This is a genomic window from Pseudomonas sp. ES3-33 (genome assembly GCF_000952175.1).
Lineage (GTDB): Bacteria > Pseudomonadota > Gammaproteobacteria > Pseudomonadales > Pseudomonadaceae > Aquipseudomonas > Aquipseudomonas gregormendelii.
Window position 1 is genome coordinate 1 of the sequence record NZ_JZRI01000114.1, and the last position, 20,913, is coordinate 20,913.

The following is a 20,913-nucleotide window of genomic DNA, read 5'->3' on the forward strand; positions in this document are numbered from 1 at the left end:
CACCGAGCCTAGGCGAGGTGCCGAGTGGTGGGGCAGAAAGCGCTTGGTTACTTGGCGCTTTTCCAAGTAACCCGCTGTAAGAGCGGAACCATAACCCGCCGTTACCGCAGCAACGGATATGTACGCAGAGCAAGATCAAAAGATCGCAGCCTCGTTTCACTCGACAGCTCCTACAGAAGAAACGGTGTAACCCGCCGTAAGGGCGGAACCATAAGCCGCCCTGACCGCTTCAATGGATATGTACGCAGAGCAAGATCAAAGGATCGCAGCCTCGTTTCACTCGACAGCTCCTACGACAGCTCCTACGACAGCTCCTACAGGAAACATCAGATGCCGTAGGCGCGGAGCCATGAGCGCCGAGACCGCAGAAACGGATATGGGCCCAAACCTGAAAACAGCAGTCAAACCTTCAACACCTTCCCGCCAATAGCCACCGCCACCAGCAACACCGCCATCAACCCAAACGCAAAGCTCAAACTGCTGCCATGGGCGATAAACCCGATCACCGCCGGCCCCGCAAGGATCCCTGCGTAACCCAGGGTAGTGATAGCCGGCACCGCGACGCTCTCGGGCATCACTGTCTGCTTACCGACCGCGGTGTAAAGCACCGGCACAATGTTCGAACAACCCGCGCCCAGCAGCGCATACCCCACCAGGGCAAACTCCCAGTTGGGTGCAAAGGTCGCCAGGAACAACCCCGCTGCCGCCGTCAGCCCGCCAAACACAATCACCCGGGTGGCGCCCAGATGCCGGACAATTCGGTCACCGGTCAAGCGGCCCACGGTCATGGTCAAGGCAAACGCCGCGTAACCCAACCCGGCATAGGCCGTGTCGATGCCGCGCTCCTGCGCCAGGAACACCGCGCTCCAGTCCAGCGCCGCGCCCTCGGCGAGGAACACGATGAAGCACATCCCGCCAATGAACAGCACGATGCCATGAGGAATGGCGAACGCCGGACCGGAGCTTTCGCTGCCGTAAGGCAGCATGTGAGGGGCAGCCTTGCACAGCGCGACCAGCAGCATCACCACCACCACCAGCATCGCCGTCAGCGGCGTAAGGCCAAAGCCGAGCAGGGCACTGACCCCTGCTGCGCCGACGATCCCGCCCAGACTGAACAACCCATGGAACCCCGACATCATGGTCTTGCCGCTGGCGCGTTCGACGATCACCGCTTGCAGGTTGACCGTCGAATCCACCGTGCCCAGGCCTGCGCCAAACATGAACAGGGCGGCGATCAGCGCCGGTATCGACGTCACCGTTGCCAGCAATGGCAGCGCCGCACAAATCAGCAGCGTGCCGCCGACCGCCACTCGCCGACAGCCGAAGCGCGTGGCCAGGATCCCGGCCATTGGCATCGCCAGGATCGAGCCCACCCCCAGGCACAACAGCAGCAGCCCCAGCGTGCCCTCATCCAGCCCGGCCCTGGCCTTGGCATAGGGCACCAGGGGCGCCCAGGCGGCGATGCCAAAACCGGCGATGAAAAAAGCGACCCGCGTGGACATCTGCTCCAGGCGTCCGGGGATGAAGGTGGTGGGGGTGTTGAGGTTACTCATTGCAATCCTTGGTTAAAACGTCGCGTCCCCAAGGGACAGCGACTGTCCTGTGAGGTTCGGTCAGGCAGGGGCACATCGTGGCGCAGGCGTTGCAGTCAACCCATCACTCAACGCGGACCAAACAACTCAACCTGCGGCATCGTCCGCTTCATCAGCACCTTGCCATTGCGCACCGAATACAAAGGCAAACCCTGGCTGCGAATCACCTCGTAGTCGCTGTCTGACGACAGGATCAGCAGGTTCGCCGGCCTCCCGCGTTCCAGGCCGTAGCGGTCACCCAGGGCCATCGCTTTAGCACTGTTGTCGGTCACCAGGTCCAGGGCGCTTTGCAGGTTGCGGTAGCCGAGCATGTGACAGATGTGCAGCCCGGCCTCCAGTACCCGCAGGATGTTGCCATTACCCAGCGGATACCAGGGGTCGACGATCGAGTCCTGGCCGAAGCACACGTTCATGCCCGCTTCGAGCAGTTCGTTGACCCGTGTCACCCCGCGACGTTTCGGGAAGTTGTCGTAGCGGCCTTGCAGGTGAATGCTTTCGGTCGGGCAGGAAACAAAACTGATCCCCGAATGGCCCAGCAGGCGGAACAGCTTGGCGCAGTAGGCATTGTCGTAGGAGCCCATGGCCGTGGTGTGACTGGCCGTGACGCGCGACCCCATGTCGCGGCTACGGGCCTCTTCGGCCAGCACTTCAAGGAAGCGCGAATGCGGGTCGTCGGTTTCGTCGCAGTGCACATCCACCAGGCAGCCGGTGCGCTCGGCCAGGTCCATCAGGTACTTCACCGAGCTTACACCCTGGTCCCGGGTGTACTCGAAATGCGGAATGCCGCCCACCACGTCGGCGCCCATGCGAATGGCTTCTTCCATCAACTCGCGACCGTTGCGATAGGACTCGATGCCTTCCTGGGGGAACGCGACGATTTGCATGTCCACCAGGTGCCGGCTTTCCTCGCGCACTTCGAGCATCGCCTTCAGCGCAGTGAGCTGCGGATCGGTGACATCGACGTGGGTGCGCACATGCTGGATGCCATGGGCTGCGAGGGCCTGCAGGGTTTTGCGGGTGCGGGTCTTGGTATCTTCTTCGGTAATGGTGACCTTGCGCTCGCTCCAGCACTCGATGCCTTCGAACAGCGTGCCACTCATGTTCCAGCGCGGTTCGCCGGCGGTGAGGGTGGCGTCGAGGTGAATGTGCGGTTCGACAAAGGGCGGGATCACCAGGTTGCCGCCAGCGTCTAGGTCTTCGGGGCCCAGGGTCGGGGCTTCGGTCTGCCGGGCGATATTGCTGATCAGGCCGTTTTCCAGGTGCAGCTCATGCAGGCCTTCTTGGTTGCGCAGGCGGGCGTTGATGATATGCATCAGGCGAATCCTTCTAGAGATCTTGTAGTGGTGCGTTGGCGACTCGGGCGCCAAGTACACTGGTCATTAGCACATACGTTAGCGCGGCAGCGGCAATCCCTACCAGAGGCGCGACCCACGGCGAACTGAAAGCGGCCACGGTGCCGACCGCATAAGCGCCCAGCCCGGGCCAGTTGAACGCCGGCAGGCGCGCTTCGGCCAGTCGTGGATATTGACCGCGATAGCGGAAGAAGAAGTCCGCCATGATCACCCCGCCTATCGGCGGAATCACCGTGCCGAGCAGGATGAGGTAGGGCACCAGCATGTCGTACATGCCCAGCAGGGCCAGCGCCGTACCGATCACTGCGCCGGCCAGGGTCACGCTCTTGCGTCGACCGGTGCGCAGCAGGTTGCAGCCGGCAACCGCGAAGTTGTAGATGGTGTTGTCCTGGGTGCTCCAGATGTTGAGCAGCAGCATCGCCATTGCGGCCATGGCAAAACCTTGCAGCAACAGCACTTCGACCACGTCCGGTTGCTGGTAGACGATGGCCCCGTAGGCGCCGATCAACACCATTAGACCATTGCCGATGAAAAAACCGATCAGGCTCGCCAGCACCGCCACTCGCGCCGAGCGCGAGAAGCGTGTCCAGTTGGTCGCCTGGGTAGCGCCGCTGACGAAGGTGCCGAACACCAGCGTGATGGCGGTCGACCAATCCAGCGTGCCCGTGGGCACGACGGCCAGCAGGCCGTCGATGCCGCCAACTTCCACCGTGGCCACCCACATCGACAGCATCAGAAGCAGCATCATGGCGGGCACGGCGATGTAGGAAAGAATTTCCAGGCCGCGATAACCCACATACGCGGTGGCGCAGAAGGCCAGGCCGAACAGCACCATCAAGCCCAGCACGGGGCCGTCGCCCAGACCGAAGTATTTGCCCAGCACCACGGCGGCGGTCGCGGTGCCCCAGGCGTACCAGCCGATCTGGGTAAATCCCAGGATCAGGTCGCTGAGCTTGCTGCCCACTTCGCCAAAACAGAAACGCCCCATCAGCACCGAATTGAGACCGCTCTTGAAGGCGATGTATCCCAGGGCTGCGGCGTATAGCCCCAACAGCAGGTTACCGACAAGAATCACCGCCATCATCTCGCCGAAACTGAACGCCACGCCAAGCTTGCCGCCGGCGAACATGGTAGCGGTGAAAAAGGTGAAGCCCAGTAACACCATGGCGGTGGAGGCCAGGCCTTTGCGCGCGTGCAGGGGGACTTCGCTGAGGGGATAGTCGTTGCCGGGGGCGTTTTGCGTCATGAGGCGTTCCTTTGCTGGAGGGAGGACGCGAGGAGGGTTGCAGTGGTCGTGCCAATGTCGCGGGTCTGGGCTCAGGGGAGTAATGGCAGGAAACGTAATAGCGCCGCGACGATGGCCTCCGGGGCATCTTCCTGCATCAGGTGCCCGGCATCGGCGATCGGATGAAACTGCGACCCTGGAATCATCTGGTGCAGCGCACGCCCGCGGTCGATGGGGATCCACTGATCGTCCTCGCCCCACAGGATCTGCACGGGACACCGAACGTTCGGGTACTGGTTTTCGACTTCTTGGGTATAACGCTCGTCCATCTGCGCTATTTGTCGATAGAACGCTGCCTGCCCCGGATCGCCCAGCCACGGCTTTACATAGGGCGCGAGTTCCTCATCGGGGATATCACGCTTGATCGCTCCACGGATATAAGCCGGCACGATGGCGCGCTGGATGTAATCGGGCAAGCCACTGAACGCTGCTTCATGCTGGCGCACGTGCTGCACGAAAGGTGAGCCCCAGGGCGTGAGCGCCACCGGGTCGATCAGCGTCAAGCTGCGGTAATCCTTGCCGTTGAGCAAGTGCGCGCGCAACGCGGTGGCGCCGCCGAAGTCATGGGCAACCACATCCGGGCGGTCCAGCCCCCAATGTTCCAGCAGTCGCGCCAGCAGCTCGTTCTGAATGCCCAGTGACACATCGCCGTCGATCTTCTCCGACTGCCCGTAGCCCATAAGGTCGAAGTAGTGCACACGGTGGGAGGCAATGAAATGCGGCGCGATGCGGTGCCAGACATGGGACGAGAAGGGCGTGCCATGCACGAACACCAGCGGCGGGCCGTCGCCGCGTACGGCGAAGCGGATGGCGTGTCCGTTGAAGCGATAGGTTTGGGGCAGCGGCCAGTCAGTCATGCCCATGTCCTCCTGGTGGGAAAGAGGCCAAAAGCATAGGCATAAAAAAACAGCCCAGGGGGCTGTTCGGGTGTTTCACTGACGAAACGCATGTCGTCAATCTGTAGGAGCGAGCTTGCTCGCGATGGTCTTCAACGATAACGCTGGAAGCCTGGCACCCAGCGGCGCTCTCAGGTTTTTCGCGAGCAAGCTCGCTCCTACAGCAGGGATGTGTTGGTCGGGGTTATTCGCCGCGATAGATGCAGCCACTGGTACAGGTTTCATGGATGCGGATCGCGCTGAGTTCCGGCAGCAATGGCTTCAACTCACCCCAGATCCACTTGGCCAGCACTTCACTGGTCGGATTCTCCAGGCCAGGAATGTCATTGAGGTAGTTGTGATCCAGTCGCTCATACAGCGGCTTGAAGATCGCCTTGATCTCGGAGAAATCGCGAATCCAGCCGGTATGCGGATCAAGGTCGCCACTGAGGTGAATCGCCACCTTGAACGAGTGACCGTGCAGGCGGCCGCATTTGTGGCCGTCCGGGACATGGGGCAGGCGGTGGGCGGATTCGAACGTAAACTCTTTGAAGATTTCCACGGTATGACCTGTAGGGCTTGATATACGGGGGTTTTGTTGGATGGTCAGTCGCTGGTGTACTGATCAATGTACTGATTGGTCGTTGCTGGGGGTCACAGCGGTCATCCATTGCGAGATTGCCGACTGGCGCCAAGCGACCGAGTTGGGTCCTATTCTAACCTGTTTTGGGAAGGTGCCCTCCCTGATGCGACGATAAACCGTGTTACGGCCCAGGCCGGTGGTGTGAAGCACCTCGTCGAGGCGCAGGAAGCGATCAATTTGTTCTGCTACTGCCATGATGATGCTCCGGGCCGCGCGTGGCGGCAGAAGGTGGTTAATCCCAGTCGTGACTGAGTTCGGGGTTGATTGGCGGGATGCACTCGAGCGTGGCGAGATTCAGCAGGGTGAAATGGCCGTCCATCCATCCAGCTGTGTCTATGTGGTGGACGTTTCCGAGCACAGCAGGCTGGCGCAGCGGCGTATGGCCGACCACAAGGGCGCGCAGGCCTTCGACGCCGCATGTGTCGCCGTCCTGAATTCGGCTGCGCGACCACATGCAGCTGTTCTGCACCTGCTTCAGCCGCTTGCCGCTCTCGGGTGATTCAAGTTCAGCGCGCAACTGGCCCCAAGACTGGAAGGGACAATCTGCGTGGACGATGCCGATCAGGCCCTTGGCCGTCTCAACCTCGATCGCAATCGGCAAGTCCTGGAACATCACCTGGTAGTTCTGTTGCTCGGTCAGTGGCAGACCGACGAACCACGTCCCGCCGTTGTACATCCAGTTGCCGATGTCGCAGGTATCGAACCGGCAGACGTAGTCGTCATGGTTGCCGCGCACCGGGTGAAACCATGGCTTGTTCAGCCACTTGATGACGTCCTCGCACTCAGGCCCGCGGTCGACCAAGTCGCCGACGCTGAACAGTCTGTCAGCGGCAGGATCAAAACCTGCAGCATCCAGCGCCGCCTGAAGCCGGGTGAAGTGGCCGTGAATGTCGCCGACCGCGAAATCCCGGCCAGCCGTGTTTGCGGCGAAGCGCTTCACGCGCGACACCTCGATAGTTTCGAGCATGGGTAGGCCTCGCCCGCCGTTCACCGGCAGGCTGGTAGGTGGAGGAGGGTTAGGCTGATGCTTTAGATATCAGCTCGCAGTCGGCGGCCAATTTCAGGAGGTTGCGAGTGGTCGGCCTGAATCGTCCGGTATCCGGATAGCACTCGAACTCATGGCCTTCGGGGAATGCTTCGAAGGGTCCATGCCAGGGCCAGCAGCTTTTCCAATCAGCCCATACGGTGTATGCGTCTTGGCCTTCGCCCCAGTAGTCGGTGCCGCCGCCCACGCTCGGGCAGTGGCGGACGGAGGAATTCTGCTCATAGGCCAGCTCGGAATGGTCGTCATCGATCCATGCGCGGCGATACAGCGATGGGTGCAGGCGAACCAGGCGCTTGCTGAGCTTCTTCTCTATGCGAGCCTTCATCACCGTGGCCCCGAGTAGATGAGCCAGGCCATGTAGGCGAGGGCGGGGATGATCATGGCGCAACCTCGCGATTGCCGAAGCGTTCCAGCAACTCCTGCTCAAGCTGAACAGCCAGTTTGTCGTAGTCGCTCAGGCGAATGGTCCTCATGCGTTTGTTGACTTCATCGAAGCCGCTCGGCACCCCACGGTCTGCCCACCAGTTCCGTGCATAGCGGAAAACAGCCATGGCCGTTTCGGTTCGGAACTCGTAGGCGTTCCCGGGGCGGCCGCACCAGTGCAAGGTGTCGCCGTCGATCAAGGCTTTGAGGCGTCGCGCCAACTGGCCCTTGCTAAGCTGGATGCCGAGACCTCCGCGACTGATCATGCTCTGGTACTGGGCGAAGTGACGATCTTGGTCGCGCTCGCCTGTGAGCCCCTTGCTGCCGCCGACGTAGTTGGTGATCACGCCACGGGCTGTTCGCCTCACCTGAGCGAGCCAGACGGCTTGCAGGATTTCTGCATCGGTTACTTTCATCAGGCAATACCTGTCCTTTACCGCTATAGCGGCTGACTTTGAAGTGGGAGGGAGTTACGGCTTCGTATGAACTTCGAGAAGGTGCTCGACTTGATTCGACATCTGTCCGCCGTCCTGCGCGGCCTCGACAAGTTCAAGCGCCCAGTCTTCCAGCCAGTTGCGCGGAACGCCGATAATTTTCGTGTCCGGTGCGTCGGAACAATCCAGCGGCCAGGCCCTCAGGACTTTGTCACCGCGATAAGCCAGCAGAGCGTCACCAGATTCTTTGTCAGTCCATTTGCCGTCGGCGTCCAGCATGGCGAAAGTCAGCGCTACATCGCGCTCGCCATCCCAGTTGTCGATGTGGCGCACGGCGTAGAGGCCTGGCTTGTAGGTCGGCGGTTCGCTCTCGGCGCCGTTCTGCGCGATAGCGGTCAGCTGATCAATCCGCTGATCCGCTGCGTTCAGTCGTTTCTGCAGTTCGTTGATCTTCAACTGCTGAGTGTTCCAGGCCAAGTTAGCGTTATCGCATTCCTCCGGATCTACTTGATCGCAGTGGGGGCAGCGGGCGTCCTCGTAGTCACCGGTGTCGGCTATCTGTCCACCGCCAAGGCAATGGAAGCTGGGGTAGACCTCGCCGCAACCTTGGCACTCGACGACGAACGGGCCGCCGGTGTTGTCATGCGTCACTAGGCCCAGGTTCTTGCGCTGTGGCAGGGTGTTGCAATGCGCTTCGCTCATCATGCCGCCTCCATCATTGCTTCGATAATTCTCTGGCCCGCCAGCGGCGGTACCGCGTTGCCAGCCATGTGCATGGTTTGCCGATGGTTGTCTGGGCGCTTGGTGTCCGCCGGAAACGACATGGCGGCAAGCGCTTCATTCGCCGAGAGCATCCGCATCTCATCGCCGCGCACCAGGGCCCAGCGGTCAAGGGTGGTGATGGTCCCGATCGGCCGCTCCAGGCATCGCCCGGTCAGGCCGGAGCCCGATCCGTAATAGGGCATGATGAAGCGATCGCCGAAACGCTCCCGGCCATTCTTCACGCGAAGCAGGGTCGACTGGGCGCGCCCAGGCTTAACAACCTTGCTCCACTTGCCGGCGTCGAAGTCGATGAAGGATGAGGCCGGAACATGCCGGCGCTGGTGCAGTTGAAGGTTCAGCGGGGCCTTGCTTCGAGTGCAGACCAGGAACAGGCGCACCCGGTGCTGAGGCACGCCGAGGTCAGCGCAGTCGACGACGTGCGGCGCGATCATGTAGCCGAGCGCCGCCATTGCCTGTGACCAGGCCGGGTACAAAGCCCAGGCCGTGAACTCTTCAACATTCTCGACCAGCACCACTTCCGGCCGGTGGAATTCCGCCGCAGACACAACGGCCCAGGCTGTGGACCGGGATGCATCGTGCTGCGCGTTGCCCGACGCTTTGCCGCGGGCTTTCGAATGCCCCTGGCAGCATGGCGAGGCCAGCATAATGTCGTGTGCCGGAACCTTCGACCAATCCGCTTGGTGCAGGTCCTGGCAGATGTGAATCGCTTCCGGGTGGTTGGCGCTGTGCCACTCAACCGCAACAGGCCAGTGGTTTGCGGCCCAGAGAACGTCGATGCCGGCATTGCGGGCACCGGTTGACCATCCGCCGAGACCGGCGAACAAATCGATTGCTGTAGGCATGGGTAGACCTTGCCGGGCCATGCCCGGGTGGTGGAGTGTGGTGAGAGATCAGCTACAGTTCAGCGATCAGCCAATGTAGGAGGTAGTGATGTCCGAATGGAGTGAAGTTATTGCAGGAGTCGCGGGTGGGGGGCTGGTGTTGGTGTACGAATCGCTGAAGTCGAAATTCGTCGACCGCCGGGACCGTAACAAGATCTTTGAGTGGCTAGATGCAGAATCCAAAAAGGCCGGAAAGTATGAGCATCGATCGACCAGGGCGATTTCTAAAGCCGTCAGTCTTATGCCAGACCGCGTTTACTACCTTTGTCACACCGATATCCGTATTAACCCTGCGCTTGGGGAGCGAGATGATTTGTGGAATCTCAGCGGTGAAGACCAGGTGAAGCAGAAAGGTTTATGGGGTTAGTCACCACAGAAGCAGTCGATGGCTTCGTCGTGGTCGGCGAACATGTCGAATTGGGTGTCGGAGTAGTCGAGCATCTGCTGGTAGCTTGGCCGGTCACTGCGGAACCTAGCACCGTCACCGGTGAACTTGCCGCCGGACACTACTGAGCTTTCCATGCGTGCCCACCACTCAGCCTTAGGCCGGTCGCTGGCGATAATTGAGTAGACCTGCTTGGCTCCCTTCAAGAAGCAAAGGTCGCAGTTGCCTTCCAGCGTTCGCCCGTTGATGGTTGGAAGCATCAGGTCGAATGGTTGGTCGCCCCAGAAGGCCGTCACGTCCTGCACGCCAACACCTGCATCTGCCAGCGGCATCACCATCGTGGCCCACTTGCTTTCGCTGGTGCTCTTCCGGTGTCGTATCTTCACCACCCTGCGCGGCTCATCGGCGCGGATGCCGGTCATCATATCCACCGGCGTTTCTTCGGTCGACAGACCCAGGCTGCGGAGATACTTGTGAATGATCCGAATCTTCAGGTCTATGGTGCAGAACCTGGTCACCGGGTTGGGCAAGTATTTCCGCTTGCGGATCAGCGCCTCGAACGGTTCTCCATGGCGGCTGGCGCTGGCGAAGTCCACGACCTCAAATCCTGTTTCGTTGTCCCGAAACTCAAGCCAGATGATCGGCACCGCCCAGCGCTCAGCGCACTCCCGGACAAACTCCAGGGTGGCTGGATGTTCTTTTCCTGTGTTGGCGAAGGTGACGACCAGATCGCTCAGGTCATCGTTGGTGTCCAGCACCTGGCGCAGCATGTAGGCGCTGGTGCGACCGCCGGAGAAGCTGACGACCGTCGTCCCGGACAATTGGTAGGGAGACATAGAGGATCCTCGCCGGCTGGCGTGATTCGGTGAAAAGGGGTATTTGTGTGACCGGCATAAGCCGACCAGGGAAATCAGCGATGTATCAGGAGCAGTATTGGAATGAAATGGTTGGAATCAGGGCTCACCAGAATTACCTGGTGCTCTATCAACTGAGCTCCGAACGGTGGGATCTTGGCTTCAGGATATTTTTGGCCTTAGTCTCCAGCGGAGCGATAGGTGCGTGGGCGGTATGGAGCGAGTAGCCCAAGGTATGGGCCTCACTTATCGCGTTGTCTCAGGTCATCTCTGTCTTGTCTTTGCTGATGCCGTTCAAGGCTCGCATTAAGGCTTTGGGCGCCTCAGCTTTGGCAATGGGCGCGCTTGCTGATAAAGCAGAACGTGGTTGGTTTGACGTCGCAGAAGGCGCCTTGTCGGATAAGCAGGTAAACAAGGCCAGGCACGACATAAAGGAACAGAAACAAAAAATCATGACCGATAAATTCGGAAGCATGGTAATACCGGTGCGCAAGGGCAGGATGCTTAACGCATCGACCCAGGCAGCCGAATATTTCTCAGCCCACTACGGAGTTTGATATGACCGATAAAGTAAATCGTCCTACAGGCACAAAGCCAGACGGGCGCCCGCAAGTGAACGAGCGCAATCTGCCGCCCATGCAGATCAAAGTTCCTATGCCGGCCGTGAAGCCTACTAAAAAGGACTGATCGCCGGGTTGATGACCTCATCCCCTGGATCCTGCTGAATCATCTGCAGGCTCTTCCGGTGAAAAGCCAGCGACACGTTTTGGGATACCTCAATAACGTGTCGCGGCGGATCAAGCATCGGCAGGCACTTTTGAGGCCCTAACTCATGTAGCCGGTGAATCATCAGCGTGATCGCCTCGCCCTGTTCCTCGATGCCGCTCCAGGCCATCAGCTCAGCGAGTGCTTGGCGTGTTCCGGCCATGCAGTGCAGCCTGATTTCTTCCTCGCCGCGAGTCTTTCGCCTCGCCGCAGTCTTTGCCGATCGTTCTTTCTGCGCGGCTGCCATGGTTTACCTCTTCTATTCCGCTGGCCGGGATCGCCATCCAGGCTTGTCGTTTCCGCTGCTGGACTCGGTGCTTCATCGAAAGGCGGGCTTCATCTTCGGATAGTCGATGCTGTAGTCGTTGATCAGCCTGAGGAGCAGCGTGGTGCTGATGCTCAGGGCCTTAGCGCACTGGCTCCGGTTGATGCCCTTAGCCATGCAATCCTTCACTCGAATGACGAGCAAGGCCTCTGACTCAGCCGTTGCCTTGTTCGGCGCGAAGGCCTTCTTCGGCCCGACCTTGAATTCGATGTTGTAGCGCCTACCGATCCCGCGCAGCACGCCGAGCGATATGCCTTCCTTCTCGCAGATCTCGCTGCGATTCAGGGTCTTGGCCAGCGCTCGAATGCGCACCACTTGCTCGCCGGAAGCGACCTTTGCTGGCTCGCCCTGGAAATTCGGCGTCATGCTTCGGTTGTAATTCGGCGGGCGGTGGATGATTCCGAAACTGGGAAGCTCCTCAATAGTCCCGCCTTTGAGGATGAAGGCGTCTTGAAGCATTGCCAGCTCATGACGGAGCGGGTTGAGCATTTCAATCATGCTGAGTTCGGTACTGATCATGAGGGCCTCACTTAATCCTGATTGAGCTGTCGCCGCGCTCGAGGTGAGCCCAAACAGGCTCTTCCAGCAGTTCGGCTTCGGCGTCTTCGCCTGCTTCCATGCGCTTGCGAACGGCAGCGTTATGGTCGCGAATCTCTTTGAGCTTTGCGGCAATGGCGGTTTTGTCCGGCGCGATGCTGGTTTTCACCGCTGTCAGCTCGTCCGGCACCGCGTCCTCGTTGTCCACGATGACTTTCTCTTTGCCCAGCGCCAGGGTGATCGTGAACAGCGGCCGCTTGATCGACTTCAGATTGGCGGCTTCCATGTTGCGGCGCAGGTAGTCGCTGATTTGCGCAACGCTGTTGGTCTTGATGCGCTTGAGTTCAGCCAGCCGCTCGATTTCATTCTCGATCGCGCTTACGTCGCTTTCGATGTTCCGGCGCAGCATGACGATGTTGTCGGCTTTCACTTCGAACTCGCCATGGATCTCGTCCATAGCGTGCTGGAGGGCCTCCTTTAGGCCCTCATCGTCGGTGTCGGCCATTTCCTGCAGTTCTGCCAGCTTCCCGGTGAGTGCGTAGAGTTGCGTCATGCTGCTGACTCCTGTTTCGGCTCAGAGAGTTTTTTCCATTCTAGGGAGATTCGCGCCGCGCCTTTCTCATCCTTGCGCAGCGTGAGCTGACGGACCGCGACGTCGTGAATCTTCTTGAGTTCGTGCGGGGTTTGGGCGCCCTGCATGTTGTCGATGACTGACTTGATGTAGTCGAGGCGGTCCTGCTGCTGCTTGGCGATCTCGGCGTCCTTGTCGACTGCCTGCTCAATCGCCTGCTCTTCTTGGCGCTGCTGGACGTAGTCGCGATCGTCGAACATGCCGAGGAACACGTCAGCGCTGAAGCCAAGCATCGATAGGGACTTCTTGATGGCATCCGTCAGCGACTTCTTAGGCGCCTCGCCGTCGGTGGTCGTTCCGTACTTCGATTTGTACAAATAAGGCGTGCACCCGTACTGCTCGAATTGGCCTCGCTCGCCGTCGACCTTCGCCCAGAACAGAATTTTCACGGTGTGATTTAGTTCGAACCCCAGGCTCGCGCGCTTATCGCCTTCGCCAACGAACATCTCGGCACCCTTGTCGAAGCGTTCTTCGATCACGGTCCAGCCGAAGCCAAATCCTGCCGGCCCGAACACCTCGGTGGCCTTCATGATCATGGCCGTGCCGTTTAGGCTGGTTATCTGCTGGCCGCCGACCTTGGCGTCTTTGGTGTAGCGGGTGTCAGTCTTGTCGACCTGGTCCCAGATCCGCATATTCGTGGACACGAAGAAATCCTTGCCGCGATGCACGCAGCGTTTGAAGGTGTGGGTTATTGGGTGAGCTGAGAGCAGTAGGAGCTGGCGAGCATCACGAATGTGGCGCCGATCAGGACGAGGGCTGATCCGCGAAGGATGTAGATGCGCTTGGCGCGCTGGTACCCGGTCAAGGCCGAACCCTTACCGCGATGCGACCGCCTTTCATGGTTGCCGCCAGGCGCCGAGGGAGGCTGGAGACCAGTGCGTCCCGTGGCCTGCCGATGACCTCGTTGAATGGCAGCCCGAAGCCCAGCAGAACCAGCTTCGATTCGATCTCGTCGAGCTGATCATCAATCAGCGATTTCACGATTGGCGTGCTCATGCAGATCTCCTTGGCCGACGCGCAACAACGTCGTTCAGCCTTTTGCAGTAGTGGTGGAACTCTTCGATGCTGATTTTCTGGGCCTGCAGGAAGGCGGTGATGTTGCGCAGCACCAGCACTTCGTAGCCTTCGGGACATCCAGCATGTGAAAGCTCGTCGAGGTCCTGGTCTATCAGGATGTGAGGGCTCATTGGCCGGCCTGGGCCTTGATGGCGTCGTCAGCCATCGGTGCGAGCAGTTCCTCGGCAATCTCACCAAGCTTGCCCAGCGGGTGGTCGCTTCGGCCCAGCAGCTCGGCGGTGGACGTCTTGTCTGCCTGACCGCGCTCGGCGGAGATAAGCAACCAGCCCAGCGCCGAGGTTTCAATCTCGCAATCCGCTAGGCGCCTGTTGACGTGCTCATCAACCGCCAGGGCGAACTGTGCAGCGGTCACGCCTTGCGGCTTGCGCATACGGCGCTGGAAAGACACACCACAGCCTCTGAGCAACTCTTCGGCGGCGTTGTACAGCCATTCGGCCCGCACCTCATCCTTAGGGCTCTCGCTCACTGGAGGCGGCGTCCGGCTTTCGTAGTTCAACTGAGCAATCAGTGCTGCGTTCATGGTCGCCTCCAGAGTGGCGGGGTTAGTCGAAGTAGTCTTGGTCGGCCAGATACTCGGAATGCTCATTCACAAGCCATTCCTCCATCGAGGAGATCTCGCCTTCGGTCATGTGGCTGGTGTCTTCCTCTGCTTTCCACTCGATTTCGCAGCCGCCGTAGTACTCATCCGGGTCGGCTGCCTGAGAGCTGAAGGTTCCTTTCGAGCCAGAGAACGACACAACGGTCAGGTTGATGGAGACGTCCTCGCCATCCTTGACCATCCAATACTCATAGGTGCGGGCCATGCCGACCTCCAATCTGTGGTTGATCCAGCAAAACTCGGCTGCACTCATCCATTCCGCTGGTTGCCGTTGGGCGCGGAGGGGAGTGCATGCGAGCTGTGTCGGTGGGTAATGTAGAAAGCAGTGAGCCTTAAATTTCATAAGGCTCACCGTGATGCGTTTAATCGTTGATGCAGGGGGCCGCGTTGCGCGGTGCAGAATCATCCACATCCTTCTGCCCACTCATTGAATGGGCAGAGGTGATGCTTTCAATCAGTCGTCTTCGCCCTGGGCGAGCATCTTTTCAATGTCCGCTGCAGCAGGCTTCTTCCAGTTTTTGATCTGGCCGGTTGCCAGATCGATGTTGAGGATCAGGTAATCGCCGTAGTGCGTACCCGGGAAGAAGTCCGGAACGTAGCCTTCGTAGTCACCCACTTCTTCGCCCTGCGCATCCTTGAGGCCGGCCGTGAACTGGTCGCGCACCTTGATGTGCAGGTGCAGTTCGGTCACGTCGACCTGCACCGTCTTCTGCTGATTGATTTGCATGCTGTTGTCTCCGGTTGATTTCCCGTCTGGCCCTGTTGCCAAGGCCAGCCAGTGAAATCTGTTGTCTCCACCACGCGCATCGCCGGATTCATATCTCTGGCCGGGTCACACATTTCGTGTTCGGTGTTCTTCCCGGCTGGCTTGCGTGGTTTCGCGTACTCACATGAGGGAGTACGGCAGCTGTCCAGAGGCTGCATGGACGACGGTTTAGCTTTCTCACCACCGGGTTGGCCGGTACGTCGTTGGGTCACGTCAAGTTGTGTAAAGAGCGGCGGGCTCTTCAGAGGCCCTTCGCAGGGACTGTGTCGCTGCGATGGGTGAACATTACGAAATGTAATTATCACGGTCAATACTTACCGTAATATATTTTTCGGCGGGCACAAAAAAACCCGCTCAGTGGCGGGCTTCCTTGGTGCTGCTTGGTCAGGGCCTATTCGGTAGAAGACTCAGGCAGGAAGGATTTCGGGATGGTAGGGAGGGTGGCCACCTTGCCATCCTTGAACTCGAATGAAACCGACTTGGCCCCGCCAAACGCCGTGGCATGGCTCCAGACCCACATCTGAGAATCCGGCTTGCTCACCACGGAGTAGGGGTTTCCCATGATTTCGTAGACCTGATCCTCAGTCATGCCGATCTTGACCTTGTTGGCCTGACCGAAAGTGAAAGGGGTTCCTGCGCACGCGGCCAAAAGCAGTGCGGCTGCGATGATAAGTGCTTTCTTCATTATTCGTCCCTGGTGTGATTTTCCGCGTTTCAGTATTACAGATATTACCCGACGCCGCCGCCACGCCATATGACGCGCCCGAGGATAGGCATCGAGTGAATCGACGTATCGGAAACTGGCTCGTCCGGGTTCTCTGCCTTGTCCGGACTGTCGCTCCGAATAAGCCAGGCGCCCGAGAGCTGCTGGATTAGGCGCTTGATGCTGTTGCCGCCATCCGGGCGCCGAATCACATAGACCTGCTTGTCTCTCGGCTCTGTCTCGGAGGTGTCGAAGAGGACCACGTCGCCCTGAAATATATAGGGCTCCATGCTGTCGCCGTCGGCGTATATGACATACAGATTTTCAGGCTTGGCGCCAATGCGTCGTAGCCAATCCCTTTTGAAAACAAGCCCATCAGTCAGTTCTACGTGATCGTTGAGGTAGCCGTCACCACACGATCCTCGAGCCTTGAATTGAGGTATCAGCGCGTAATCCTTTTCGTTTGGTGAGCCCGGCACATAGCTGCTTGGCTCGTAACCAACGCCCAATAAGGGCAGCTGCAAATAGGCAAGCACCTTATTGATGGTTTCAAGGTCCGGCTCACGCCTTCCGCTGAACCAATGAGCGATCGCCCCCTGGGTAATGCCGAGGTGCTCGGCAAGTTTTTCCTGGGTGATCTTACGCTCTTTCATCCTGGCTTTAGCCAGCTCATACCATTTAGTCATCCCGAGAATATTACGCCGCGTATTTTCTGCATCCAGTGACATATCGTAATTTTCCTTGCTGGATAAAATTACTATGCGTAATATCCGGATAAGTAAATGGAGAACCGCTATGTCCAACATGAAGACGATTCGCGAAAAGATCGGGATTACCCAATCTGAGCTGGCTAAAGCCGTAGGCCTGACCCAAGGCGCTATCGCTCATTACGAGAACGACCGCCGCAAGCCTGGCCTGGATGAGTGCCGTCGCATTGTTGCTGCGCTCAACGCCAGCGGCGCGACCGTCACTCTGGACGACGCGTTCCCGCCTGCACTCATTCAAGCCGCTTAAACCAATTTCATCAGCCGCAAGGAAAACAAGCATGTACATGGATCCCAATCAAAAGCGCGCCATTCCGGTGAAGGTTCGATTCGAACCAGTGCTGGATCGGATTCTGCGCAAAGCCGCCACCAAAACCCGCATGCAGCACGCGACCTATCTCTACGAAATCATCGAATGGGCGGTCGCCAATGGCGTCATCCAGGAACTGATGCAGGACAAACAAGAAGATATCGCGGGCTGACGGGCCTATGGAGTCCCGAATGACCATTGAGCTGGAAAAACTGCCTCCGCTAACACGGAAAAGGGTTGAGGAGTTGATGCGTCATAACGGTTGGAGTTTCAACCAGGCAGTCAACGAAATGATGGAGAGCGCTATCGCCAGCGGTGCGCTCTCGGAGGTTGGCAGGAAGAAGGCACAGGTCCTTCAACTGGTGACCCCAATGAGGGCCTCAGGCAGGGACTCTTCCGGGTAACCGAGAGGGCCTCTGCCAAATCCCAGACGAAAAAAAGCCGGGGTAGTGACCCGGCTCTCTTAATAACGCTGTGGAGCAAATCATGCACCATCCCAACCAAACGATCAATACCCCGGCCAATGTCGCGACACATTTTGGCAATCGAGAAAACGTGTCGCGCACTATGACCAGCGTCGAACTTCGAGACATGATCAACGATGCGCGACTACATGCTGGAGAGCCGAAGGTTCGTAATGACCAGTTCCTTTCTCGAGTCGAGGATGAGCTGGGTGACGAACTGGAGGGGGTGCAAAAATATTGCACCCTTGTTCACGGCAATCAGGTCGACACCTACAGCCTGACTCTCGACCAATGCATGTTGGTGGGGATGCGCGAATCGAAGGCGGTCCGCCGCTCAGTCCTTCAAAAGCTCAAAGAGCTTGAAGGCCCGCGGGTAATTGCAACCCTTCCTGACTTCTCCAATCCAGCAGCTGCTGCCCGTGCCTGGGCAGAGCAATTTGAACTCCAGCAGATCGCCAGCCAGGCCCTCATTGAGGCCGCGCCGAAGATCGCCTTCGTGGACAACTACGTCGACTCGAAAGGCCTCAAGGGTTTCCGCCAGACCGCGAAGCTTCTCAAGGCCAACGAGTCACGGTTCCGCGAGTTCCTGATCGACAAAAAGATCATGTACCGCATGGGCGGTGAGTGGCAGGCCTACCAGCCTCACATCGACGCAGGGCGCTTTGAAGTGAAAGCCGGTACCAGCGACAGCGGTCACGCCTTCAATCAGTCCAAATTCACTCCCAAGGGCGTCAACTGGGTTGCTGGCTTGTGGGCTCAGTACAAACTTCAGGAGGCCGCATGATGGCCGCGCTCCCTTACATGCAGTTTTACGTTGCCGATTACCTGGCGGACACCACGCACCTGACTGCCGAGGAGCATGGCGCATACATGCTCCTGCTGTTCAGCTACTGGCAGACAGGCAAGCCGCTGCGCATCGATCGCCTGGCTACCGTTGCACGGATTCCCAACGAACGTTGGCCTTCTGTTGCCGATACGTTGAGCGAATTCTTCCATGTGACTGAAACGCACTGGGTCCAGTTTCGCGTTGAGGCAGACCTTGAGGCGGTCAACAGCAAAGTAGTGACTGCCTCCAACGCTGGGAAGGCTTCTGCACGCGCAAAGGCCCTCAAAAAGCAACAGGAACTCAACGACCGTTCAACGACCGTTGACGATCCGTTGCAACGGAATGGCAACCATATAGATACAGATACATATACAGATAAGAACATAAAGAACACTCCACCGATGGCGGAGGACTTGTTCCCTGTTTTCTGGAAGCTCTACCCGAACAAGGTAGGAAAGGCTGCAGCGCAGAAGGCCTGGGCAAAGCTCAAGGTGACTGACGAGCTGTTCACCGCGATCACCGATGGCCTCGCCAAGCAGGTCATGTCGGAAAGCTGGGTGAAGGACGGCGGCAAGTTCATACCGCACCCATCTACCTGGCTTAACGGCAAGCGCTGGGAGGATGAGGTCAAGCAGTCAAGCAACGTCCACCAATTCCCCGCATCCCGCCACACAGGCTTCGCTGACCGCGACTACACCGCCGGCTTGATTGCGCGGGAGGACGGCACCTATGCGTTCTGAAAAAGTCGTTTCAATGCCAACCGCCACCCCGGCACCGCAGAAAACCACCGGCATCTGCGATGACCACGGGCAATTCCCTCAAACGGTCAATGTGATCTTCGGCAAGGAGTTCAAGACGGCTTGCCCTGAGTGCCAGCGCATTCGCAGCGAGGAAGAGGCCGCGCGCACGCAGGCTCACAACGCCCAGGTCCTTCGCATGCGCATGGCTGAAAAGCTGGGCTCCGCACTGATCCCGAAGCGATTCGCGGGCAAGACGTTCGCGGGCTATGTGGCCACCAATGCTGAGCAGCACAAGGCGCTGAATACTTGCCGCCGCTATGCCGCCGAGTTCTCGCAGATCGCCGAATCGGGCCGCTGCCTGCTGCTGCTGGGCAAGCCAGGAACAGGGAAGACCCACCTGTCCGTGGCGATCGCCAACGAGATCATGGCCAAGTCCAGCTCGACTGCCGTGTACCGCACTGTCGGCTCCGTCCTGCAGGCGATACGCGCTACCTACGACCGGACCAGCGAGCAGAGCGAAAGCCAGATCCTGTCGAGCCTCATCAGTCCGTCGCTGCTGATCCTCGATGAGATCGGCGTCAGCAAGGAAAAGCCTAGCGACTTCGAGCTGACCACTCTGTTCGCAATCATCAACGGTCGTTACGAGGAGCAGCGGCCGACGGTGATCGTCTCCAACCTGGACGCGAAGGCATTGCCGGCCGCCATCGGCGAACGCTGCGCAGATCGTCTGCGGGAGGGAGGGGTGATCGTCATTCCGTTCGAGTGGGAATCTCAGCGCGGCAAGGAGGGCTTCTGATGAACGAGTCCAGACAATCTCAGATCCTCGCCGGCCAGACCGCCCTGGCTGGCAAGGTTTTCGATTTCGTTCCCATCCAGACCAACTGGAGCAGCCAGAACATTCACGCGAGCATGGTCGGCTCCAAAGCAACCGGATCAGCACTGCCAGCAATACGGCGCGCCCTGCACGAACTGAAAGACGCGAGCCTGATCCGCGAGCCGGTCAGTGGTTGTTTCCAGCGCTCCATCGCCACCCCAAAGCCATCGAGAGAGCCACTTATGAAAGCCGTGAGCGCCGTACCAACACTGAAGAAGCCAGAAGTCGGCGCGCTGGATGCCTTGGCCTCCCTTTCTGCCGAAGTGATGGGCCTGGCCGATGATCTGCATCGGCGCATGAAGTCGCTGGCCGGTCGCATCGAGGAGGTGGCGCTGTCCGTGGCTGCAGAGCAGGAGGTCAACGCCGAGTCGTTGGGCAAGCTCAAGCAATTGCAATCGCTGCTGAAGGGGATCGCACAATGACCATCCCAATCACAGCAGCCTGCACCCTTGCTGGTTTCTCCGTCGGCGTGTTCTGCGTCCTGATCACAATGGCGGTGACGGCATGAGCGATCACAGCGAACTGAAGAAACTGGCCGAAGCTGCGCCTGAGGGTCCGTGGTTCGGACCTGAATATGCTCCGGGAACAAGCTACGTGTTCGACGTTGATCTCGGAACCCTCTTGGCATACGAGAGCATCGACTCGGAGAAGGATGCATGCCTCCGCTACGTGGCCGCCGCGAACCCTGCCGCTGTCCTGGCCCTGATCGCCGAGATCCAGCTTATTCGATCTGGCGATCTGTTCGCTGCTGGCGTGAAACATTCCGATGAGGCTGCACAGAAGTACATCGACGAACACTGGCGGCCTCAGCGCGACCAGCTCAAGGCTGAGAACGAGGCGCTGCGCAAGGATGCGGAGCGGTATCGCCGGATGCGAACTGCAGCCCTAAAGCAAGCTGACGTGCTCGCCGATGAATTCGACGCCGAGTTCGATCTCCAGCTCGACGCGGCCATCGGCAAGGAGGCGCAGTCATGAATCGCG

Annotated in this window: 33 protein-coding genes; 10 read left to right on the top strand and 23 right to left on the bottom strand. The window is 59.2% G+C overall.

Annotated features, from left to right (window positions below; all coding sequences use genetic code 11):
- Positions 1-401: 401 nt before the first annotated feature.
- The 11 genes from UB23_RS19145 to UB23_RS19195 all read right to left on the bottom strand — a co-directional run bounded on the left by UB23_RS19145 (position 402) and on the right by UB23_RS19195 (position 9,274).
- Positions 402-1,553 (bottom strand): MFS transporter, encoded by a 1,152-nt coding sequence (locus UB23_RS19145; protein ID WP_045060872.1) that lies wholly within the window; start codon positions 1,551-1,553, stop codon positions 402-404.
- A 107-nt stretch (positions 1,554-1,660) separates the two neighbouring features.
- A complete protein-coding gene (codA, locus tag UB23_RS19150) occupies positions 1,661-2,905 on the bottom strand; it encodes a cytosine deaminase (RefSeq protein WP_045060873.1) in 1,245 nt (414 codons plus the stop codon).
- A gap of 13 nt (positions 2,906-2,918) precedes the next feature.
- Entirely contained in the window at positions 2,919-4,190 is a 1,272-nt protein-coding gene (codB, locus tag UB23_RS19155) for a cytosine permease (protein ID WP_045060874.1), read from the bottom strand.
- Between the two features lie 71 nt (positions 4,191-4,261).
- Entirely contained in the window at positions 4,262-5,086 is an 825-nt protein-coding gene (locus UB23_RS19160) for an alpha/beta fold hydrolase (RefSeq protein WP_045060875.1), read from the bottom strand.
- Between the two features lie 223 nt (positions 5,087-5,309).
- Positions 5,310-5,666, bottom strand: coding sequence for a 6-carboxytetrahydropterin synthase QueD (gene queD, locus UB23_RS19165; protein ID WP_028621713.1), 357 nt, complete (start codon positions 5,664-5,666; stop codon positions 5,310-5,312).
- Between the two features lie 63 nt (positions 5,667-5,729).
- Positions 5,730-5,942 carry a helix-turn-helix transcriptional regulator gene (locus tag UB23_RS19170; protein WP_045060876.1) on the bottom strand — a complete coding sequence of 71 codons (213 nt, stop codon included), beginning with the start codon at positions 5,940-5,942 and terminating at the stop codon, positions 5,730-5,732.
- Between the two features lie 37 nt (positions 5,943-5,979).
- A complete protein-coding gene (locus UB23_RS19175) occupies positions 5,980-6,714 on the bottom strand; it encodes a metallophosphoesterase (RefSeq protein WP_045060877.1) in 735 nt (244 codons plus the stop codon).
- 49 nt (positions 6,715-6,763) lie between these two features.
- Positions 6,764-7,117, bottom strand: a complete 354-nt coding sequence (locus tag UB23_RS19180) for a hypothetical protein (protein ID WP_045060878.1) — start codon at positions 7,115-7,117, stop codon at positions 6,764-6,766.
- Positions 7,118-7,169: 52 nt separating this feature from the next.
- Positions 7,170-7,631 (bottom strand): hypothetical protein, encoded by a 462-nt coding sequence (locus UB23_RS19185; protein ID WP_045060879.1) that lies wholly within the window; start codon positions 7,629-7,631, stop codon positions 7,170-7,172.
- 54 nt (positions 7,632-7,685) lie between these two features.
- Positions 7,686-8,354, bottom strand: a complete 669-nt coding sequence (locus tag UB23_RS30355) for a hypothetical protein (protein WP_236695872.1) — start codon at positions 8,352-8,354, stop codon at positions 7,686-7,688.
- Complete coding sequence (locus tag UB23_RS19195) at positions 8,351-9,274, bottom strand: DNA cytosine methyltransferase (protein WP_045060880.1); 924 nt, start codon at positions 9,272-9,274, stop codon at positions 8,351-8,353. The genes UB23_RS30355 and UB23_RS19195 overlap by 4 nt, the downstream gene beginning before the upstream one ends.
- A gap of 88 nt (positions 9,275-9,362) precedes the next feature.
- Between UB23_RS19195 and UB23_RS19200 the strand changes: the two genes are divergently transcribed.
- On the top strand, positions 9,363-9,680 hold the full coding sequence (locus UB23_RS19200) for a hypothetical protein (protein WP_045060881.1): 318 nt from the start codon (positions 9,363-9,365) through the stop codon (positions 9,678-9,680).
- Here UB23_RS19200 and UB23_RS19205 read toward each other — a convergent pair.
- Positions 9,677-10,534 (bottom strand): phosphoadenosine phosphosulfate reductase domain-containing protein, encoded by an 858-nt coding sequence (locus UB23_RS19205; protein WP_045060882.1) that lies wholly within the window; start codon positions 10,532-10,534, stop codon positions 9,677-9,679. The genes UB23_RS19200 and UB23_RS19205 overlap by 4 nt on opposite strands.
- Positions 10,535-10,827: 293 nt before the next feature.
- Between UB23_RS19205 and UB23_RS19210 the strand changes: the two genes are divergently transcribed.
- Complete coding sequence (locus UB23_RS19210; RefSeq protein ID WP_152644300.1) at positions 10,828-11,109, top strand: hypothetical protein; 282 nt, start codon at positions 10,828-10,830, stop codon at positions 11,107-11,109.
- Between the two features lie 116 nt (positions 11,110-11,225).
- Here UB23_RS19210 and UB23_RS19215 read toward each other — a convergent pair whose 3' ends face one another.
- The 11 genes from UB23_RS19215 to UB23_RS19265 form a co-directional block, all read right to left on the bottom strand.
- Complete coding sequence (locus UB23_RS19215) at positions 11,226-11,564, bottom strand: hypothetical protein (RefSeq protein WP_045060884.1); 339 nt, start codon at positions 11,562-11,564, stop codon at positions 11,226-11,228.
- A 72-nt stretch (positions 11,565-11,636) separates the two neighbouring features.
- A complete protein-coding gene (locus tag UB23_RS19220) occupies positions 11,637-12,161 on the bottom strand; it encodes a hypothetical protein (RefSeq protein WP_045060885.1) in 525 nt (174 codons plus the stop codon).
- Between the two features lie 7 nt (positions 12,162-12,168).
- Positions 12,169-12,732 carry a siphovirus Gp157 family protein gene (locus tag UB23_RS19225; protein WP_045060886.1) on the bottom strand — a complete coding sequence of 188 codons (564 nt, stop codon included), beginning with the start codon at positions 12,730-12,732 and terminating at the stop codon, positions 12,169-12,171.
- The gene (locus tag UB23_RS19230) at positions 12,729-13,442 is read right to left on the bottom strand and encodes a hypothetical protein (protein WP_045060887.1); all 714 of its coding nucleotides are present in this window, start codon (positions 13,440-13,442) and stop codon (positions 12,729-12,731) included. The genes UB23_RS19225 and UB23_RS19230 overlap by 4 nt, the downstream gene beginning before the upstream one ends.
- Before the next feature lie 169 nt (positions 13,443-13,611).
- Complete coding sequence (locus tag UB23_RS19235) at positions 13,612-13,806, bottom strand: hypothetical protein (protein WP_045060888.1); 195 nt, start codon at positions 13,804-13,806, stop codon at positions 13,612-13,614.
- Positions 13,803-13,997 (bottom strand): hypothetical protein, encoded by a 195-nt coding sequence (locus tag UB23_RS19240; RefSeq protein ID WP_045060889.1) that lies wholly within the window; start codon positions 13,995-13,997, stop codon positions 13,803-13,805. The genes UB23_RS19235 and UB23_RS19240 overlap by 4 nt, the downstream gene beginning before the upstream one ends.
- Positions 13,994-14,407 carry a hypothetical protein gene (locus UB23_RS19245; protein ID WP_045060890.1) on the bottom strand — a complete coding sequence of 138 codons (414 nt, stop codon included), beginning with the start codon at positions 14,405-14,407 and terminating at the stop codon, positions 13,994-13,996. The genes UB23_RS19240 and UB23_RS19245 overlap by 4 nt, the downstream gene beginning before the upstream one ends.
- A 22-nt stretch (positions 14,408-14,429) precedes the next feature.
- Complete coding sequence (locus UB23_RS19250; protein ID WP_045060891.1) at positions 14,430-14,690, bottom strand: hypothetical protein; 261 nt, start codon at positions 14,688-14,690, stop codon at positions 14,430-14,432.
- Positions 14,691-14,939: 249 nt separating this feature from the next.
- A complete protein-coding gene (locus UB23_RS19255; RefSeq protein ID WP_045060892.1) occupies positions 14,940-15,212 on the bottom strand; it encodes a hypothetical protein in 273 nt (90 codons plus the stop codon).
- Positions 15,213-15,642: 430 nt separating this feature from the next.
- Positions 15,643-15,936, bottom strand: coding sequence for an outer membrane protein assembly factor BamE domain-containing protein (bamE, locus tag UB23_RS19260; protein WP_045060893.1), 294 nt, complete (start codon positions 15,934-15,936; stop codon positions 15,643-15,645).
- 44 nt (positions 15,937-15,980) lie between these two features.
- Positions 15,981-16,682: a LexA family transcriptional regulator gene (locus UB23_RS19265; RefSeq protein ID WP_236695873.1), complete on the bottom strand. Its 702-nt coding sequence runs from the start codon at positions 16,680-16,682 to the stop codon at positions 15,981-15,983.
- A 67-nt stretch (positions 16,683-16,749) separates the two neighbouring features.
- Here UB23_RS19265 and UB23_RS19270 point away from each other — a divergent pair, with 67 nt between their 5' ends.
- From UB23_RS19270 to UB23_RS28065, 8 genes are all read left to right on the top strand, one after another.
- The gene (locus tag UB23_RS19270; protein ID WP_045060894.1) at positions 16,750-16,968 is read left to right on the top strand and encodes a helix-turn-helix transcriptional regulator; all 219 of its coding nucleotides are present in this window, start codon (positions 16,750-16,752) and stop codon (positions 16,966-16,968) included.
- 31 nt (positions 16,969-16,999) lie between these two features.
- Entirely contained in the window at positions 17,000-17,200 is a 201-nt protein-coding gene (locus UB23_RS19275; RefSeq protein ID WP_045060895.1) for a hypothetical protein, read from the top strand.
- Positions 17,201-17,219: 19 nt separating this feature from the next.
- Positions 17,220-17,432 (top strand): hypothetical protein, encoded by a 213-nt coding sequence (locus UB23_RS19280; RefSeq protein WP_045060896.1) that lies wholly within the window; start codon positions 17,220-17,222, stop codon positions 17,430-17,432.
- Between the two features lie 70 nt (positions 17,433-17,502).
- On the top strand, positions 17,503-18,276 hold the full coding sequence (locus UB23_RS19285) for a phage antirepressor KilAC domain-containing protein (protein ID WP_442963635.1): 774 nt from the start codon (positions 17,503-17,505) through the stop codon (positions 18,274-18,276).
- Complete coding sequence (locus tag UB23_RS28735) at positions 18,273-19,058, top strand: YdaU family protein (RefSeq protein WP_082069216.1); 786 nt, start codon at positions 18,273-18,275, stop codon at positions 19,056-19,058. The genes UB23_RS19285 and UB23_RS28735 overlap by 4 nt, the downstream gene beginning before the upstream one ends.
- Positions 19,048-19,854, top strand: a complete 807-nt coding sequence (locus tag UB23_RS19295; RefSeq protein WP_045060898.1) for an ATP-binding protein — start codon at positions 19,048-19,050, stop codon at positions 19,852-19,854. The genes UB23_RS28735 and UB23_RS19295 overlap by 11 nt, the downstream gene beginning before the upstream one ends.
- Positions 19,854-20,354 carry a hypothetical protein gene (locus UB23_RS19300; protein WP_045060899.1) on the top strand — a complete coding sequence of 167 codons (501 nt, stop codon included), beginning with the start codon at positions 19,854-19,856 and terminating at the stop codon, positions 20,352-20,354. Before UB23_RS19295 ends, UB23_RS19300 begins: the two co-directional genes overlap by 1 nt.
- An 82-nt stretch (positions 20,355-20,436) precedes the next feature.
- Entirely contained in the window at positions 20,437-20,907 is a 471-nt protein-coding gene (locus tag UB23_RS28065) for a hypothetical protein (protein ID WP_052673013.1), read from the top strand.
- Positions 20,908-20,913: the final 6 nt, after the last annotated feature.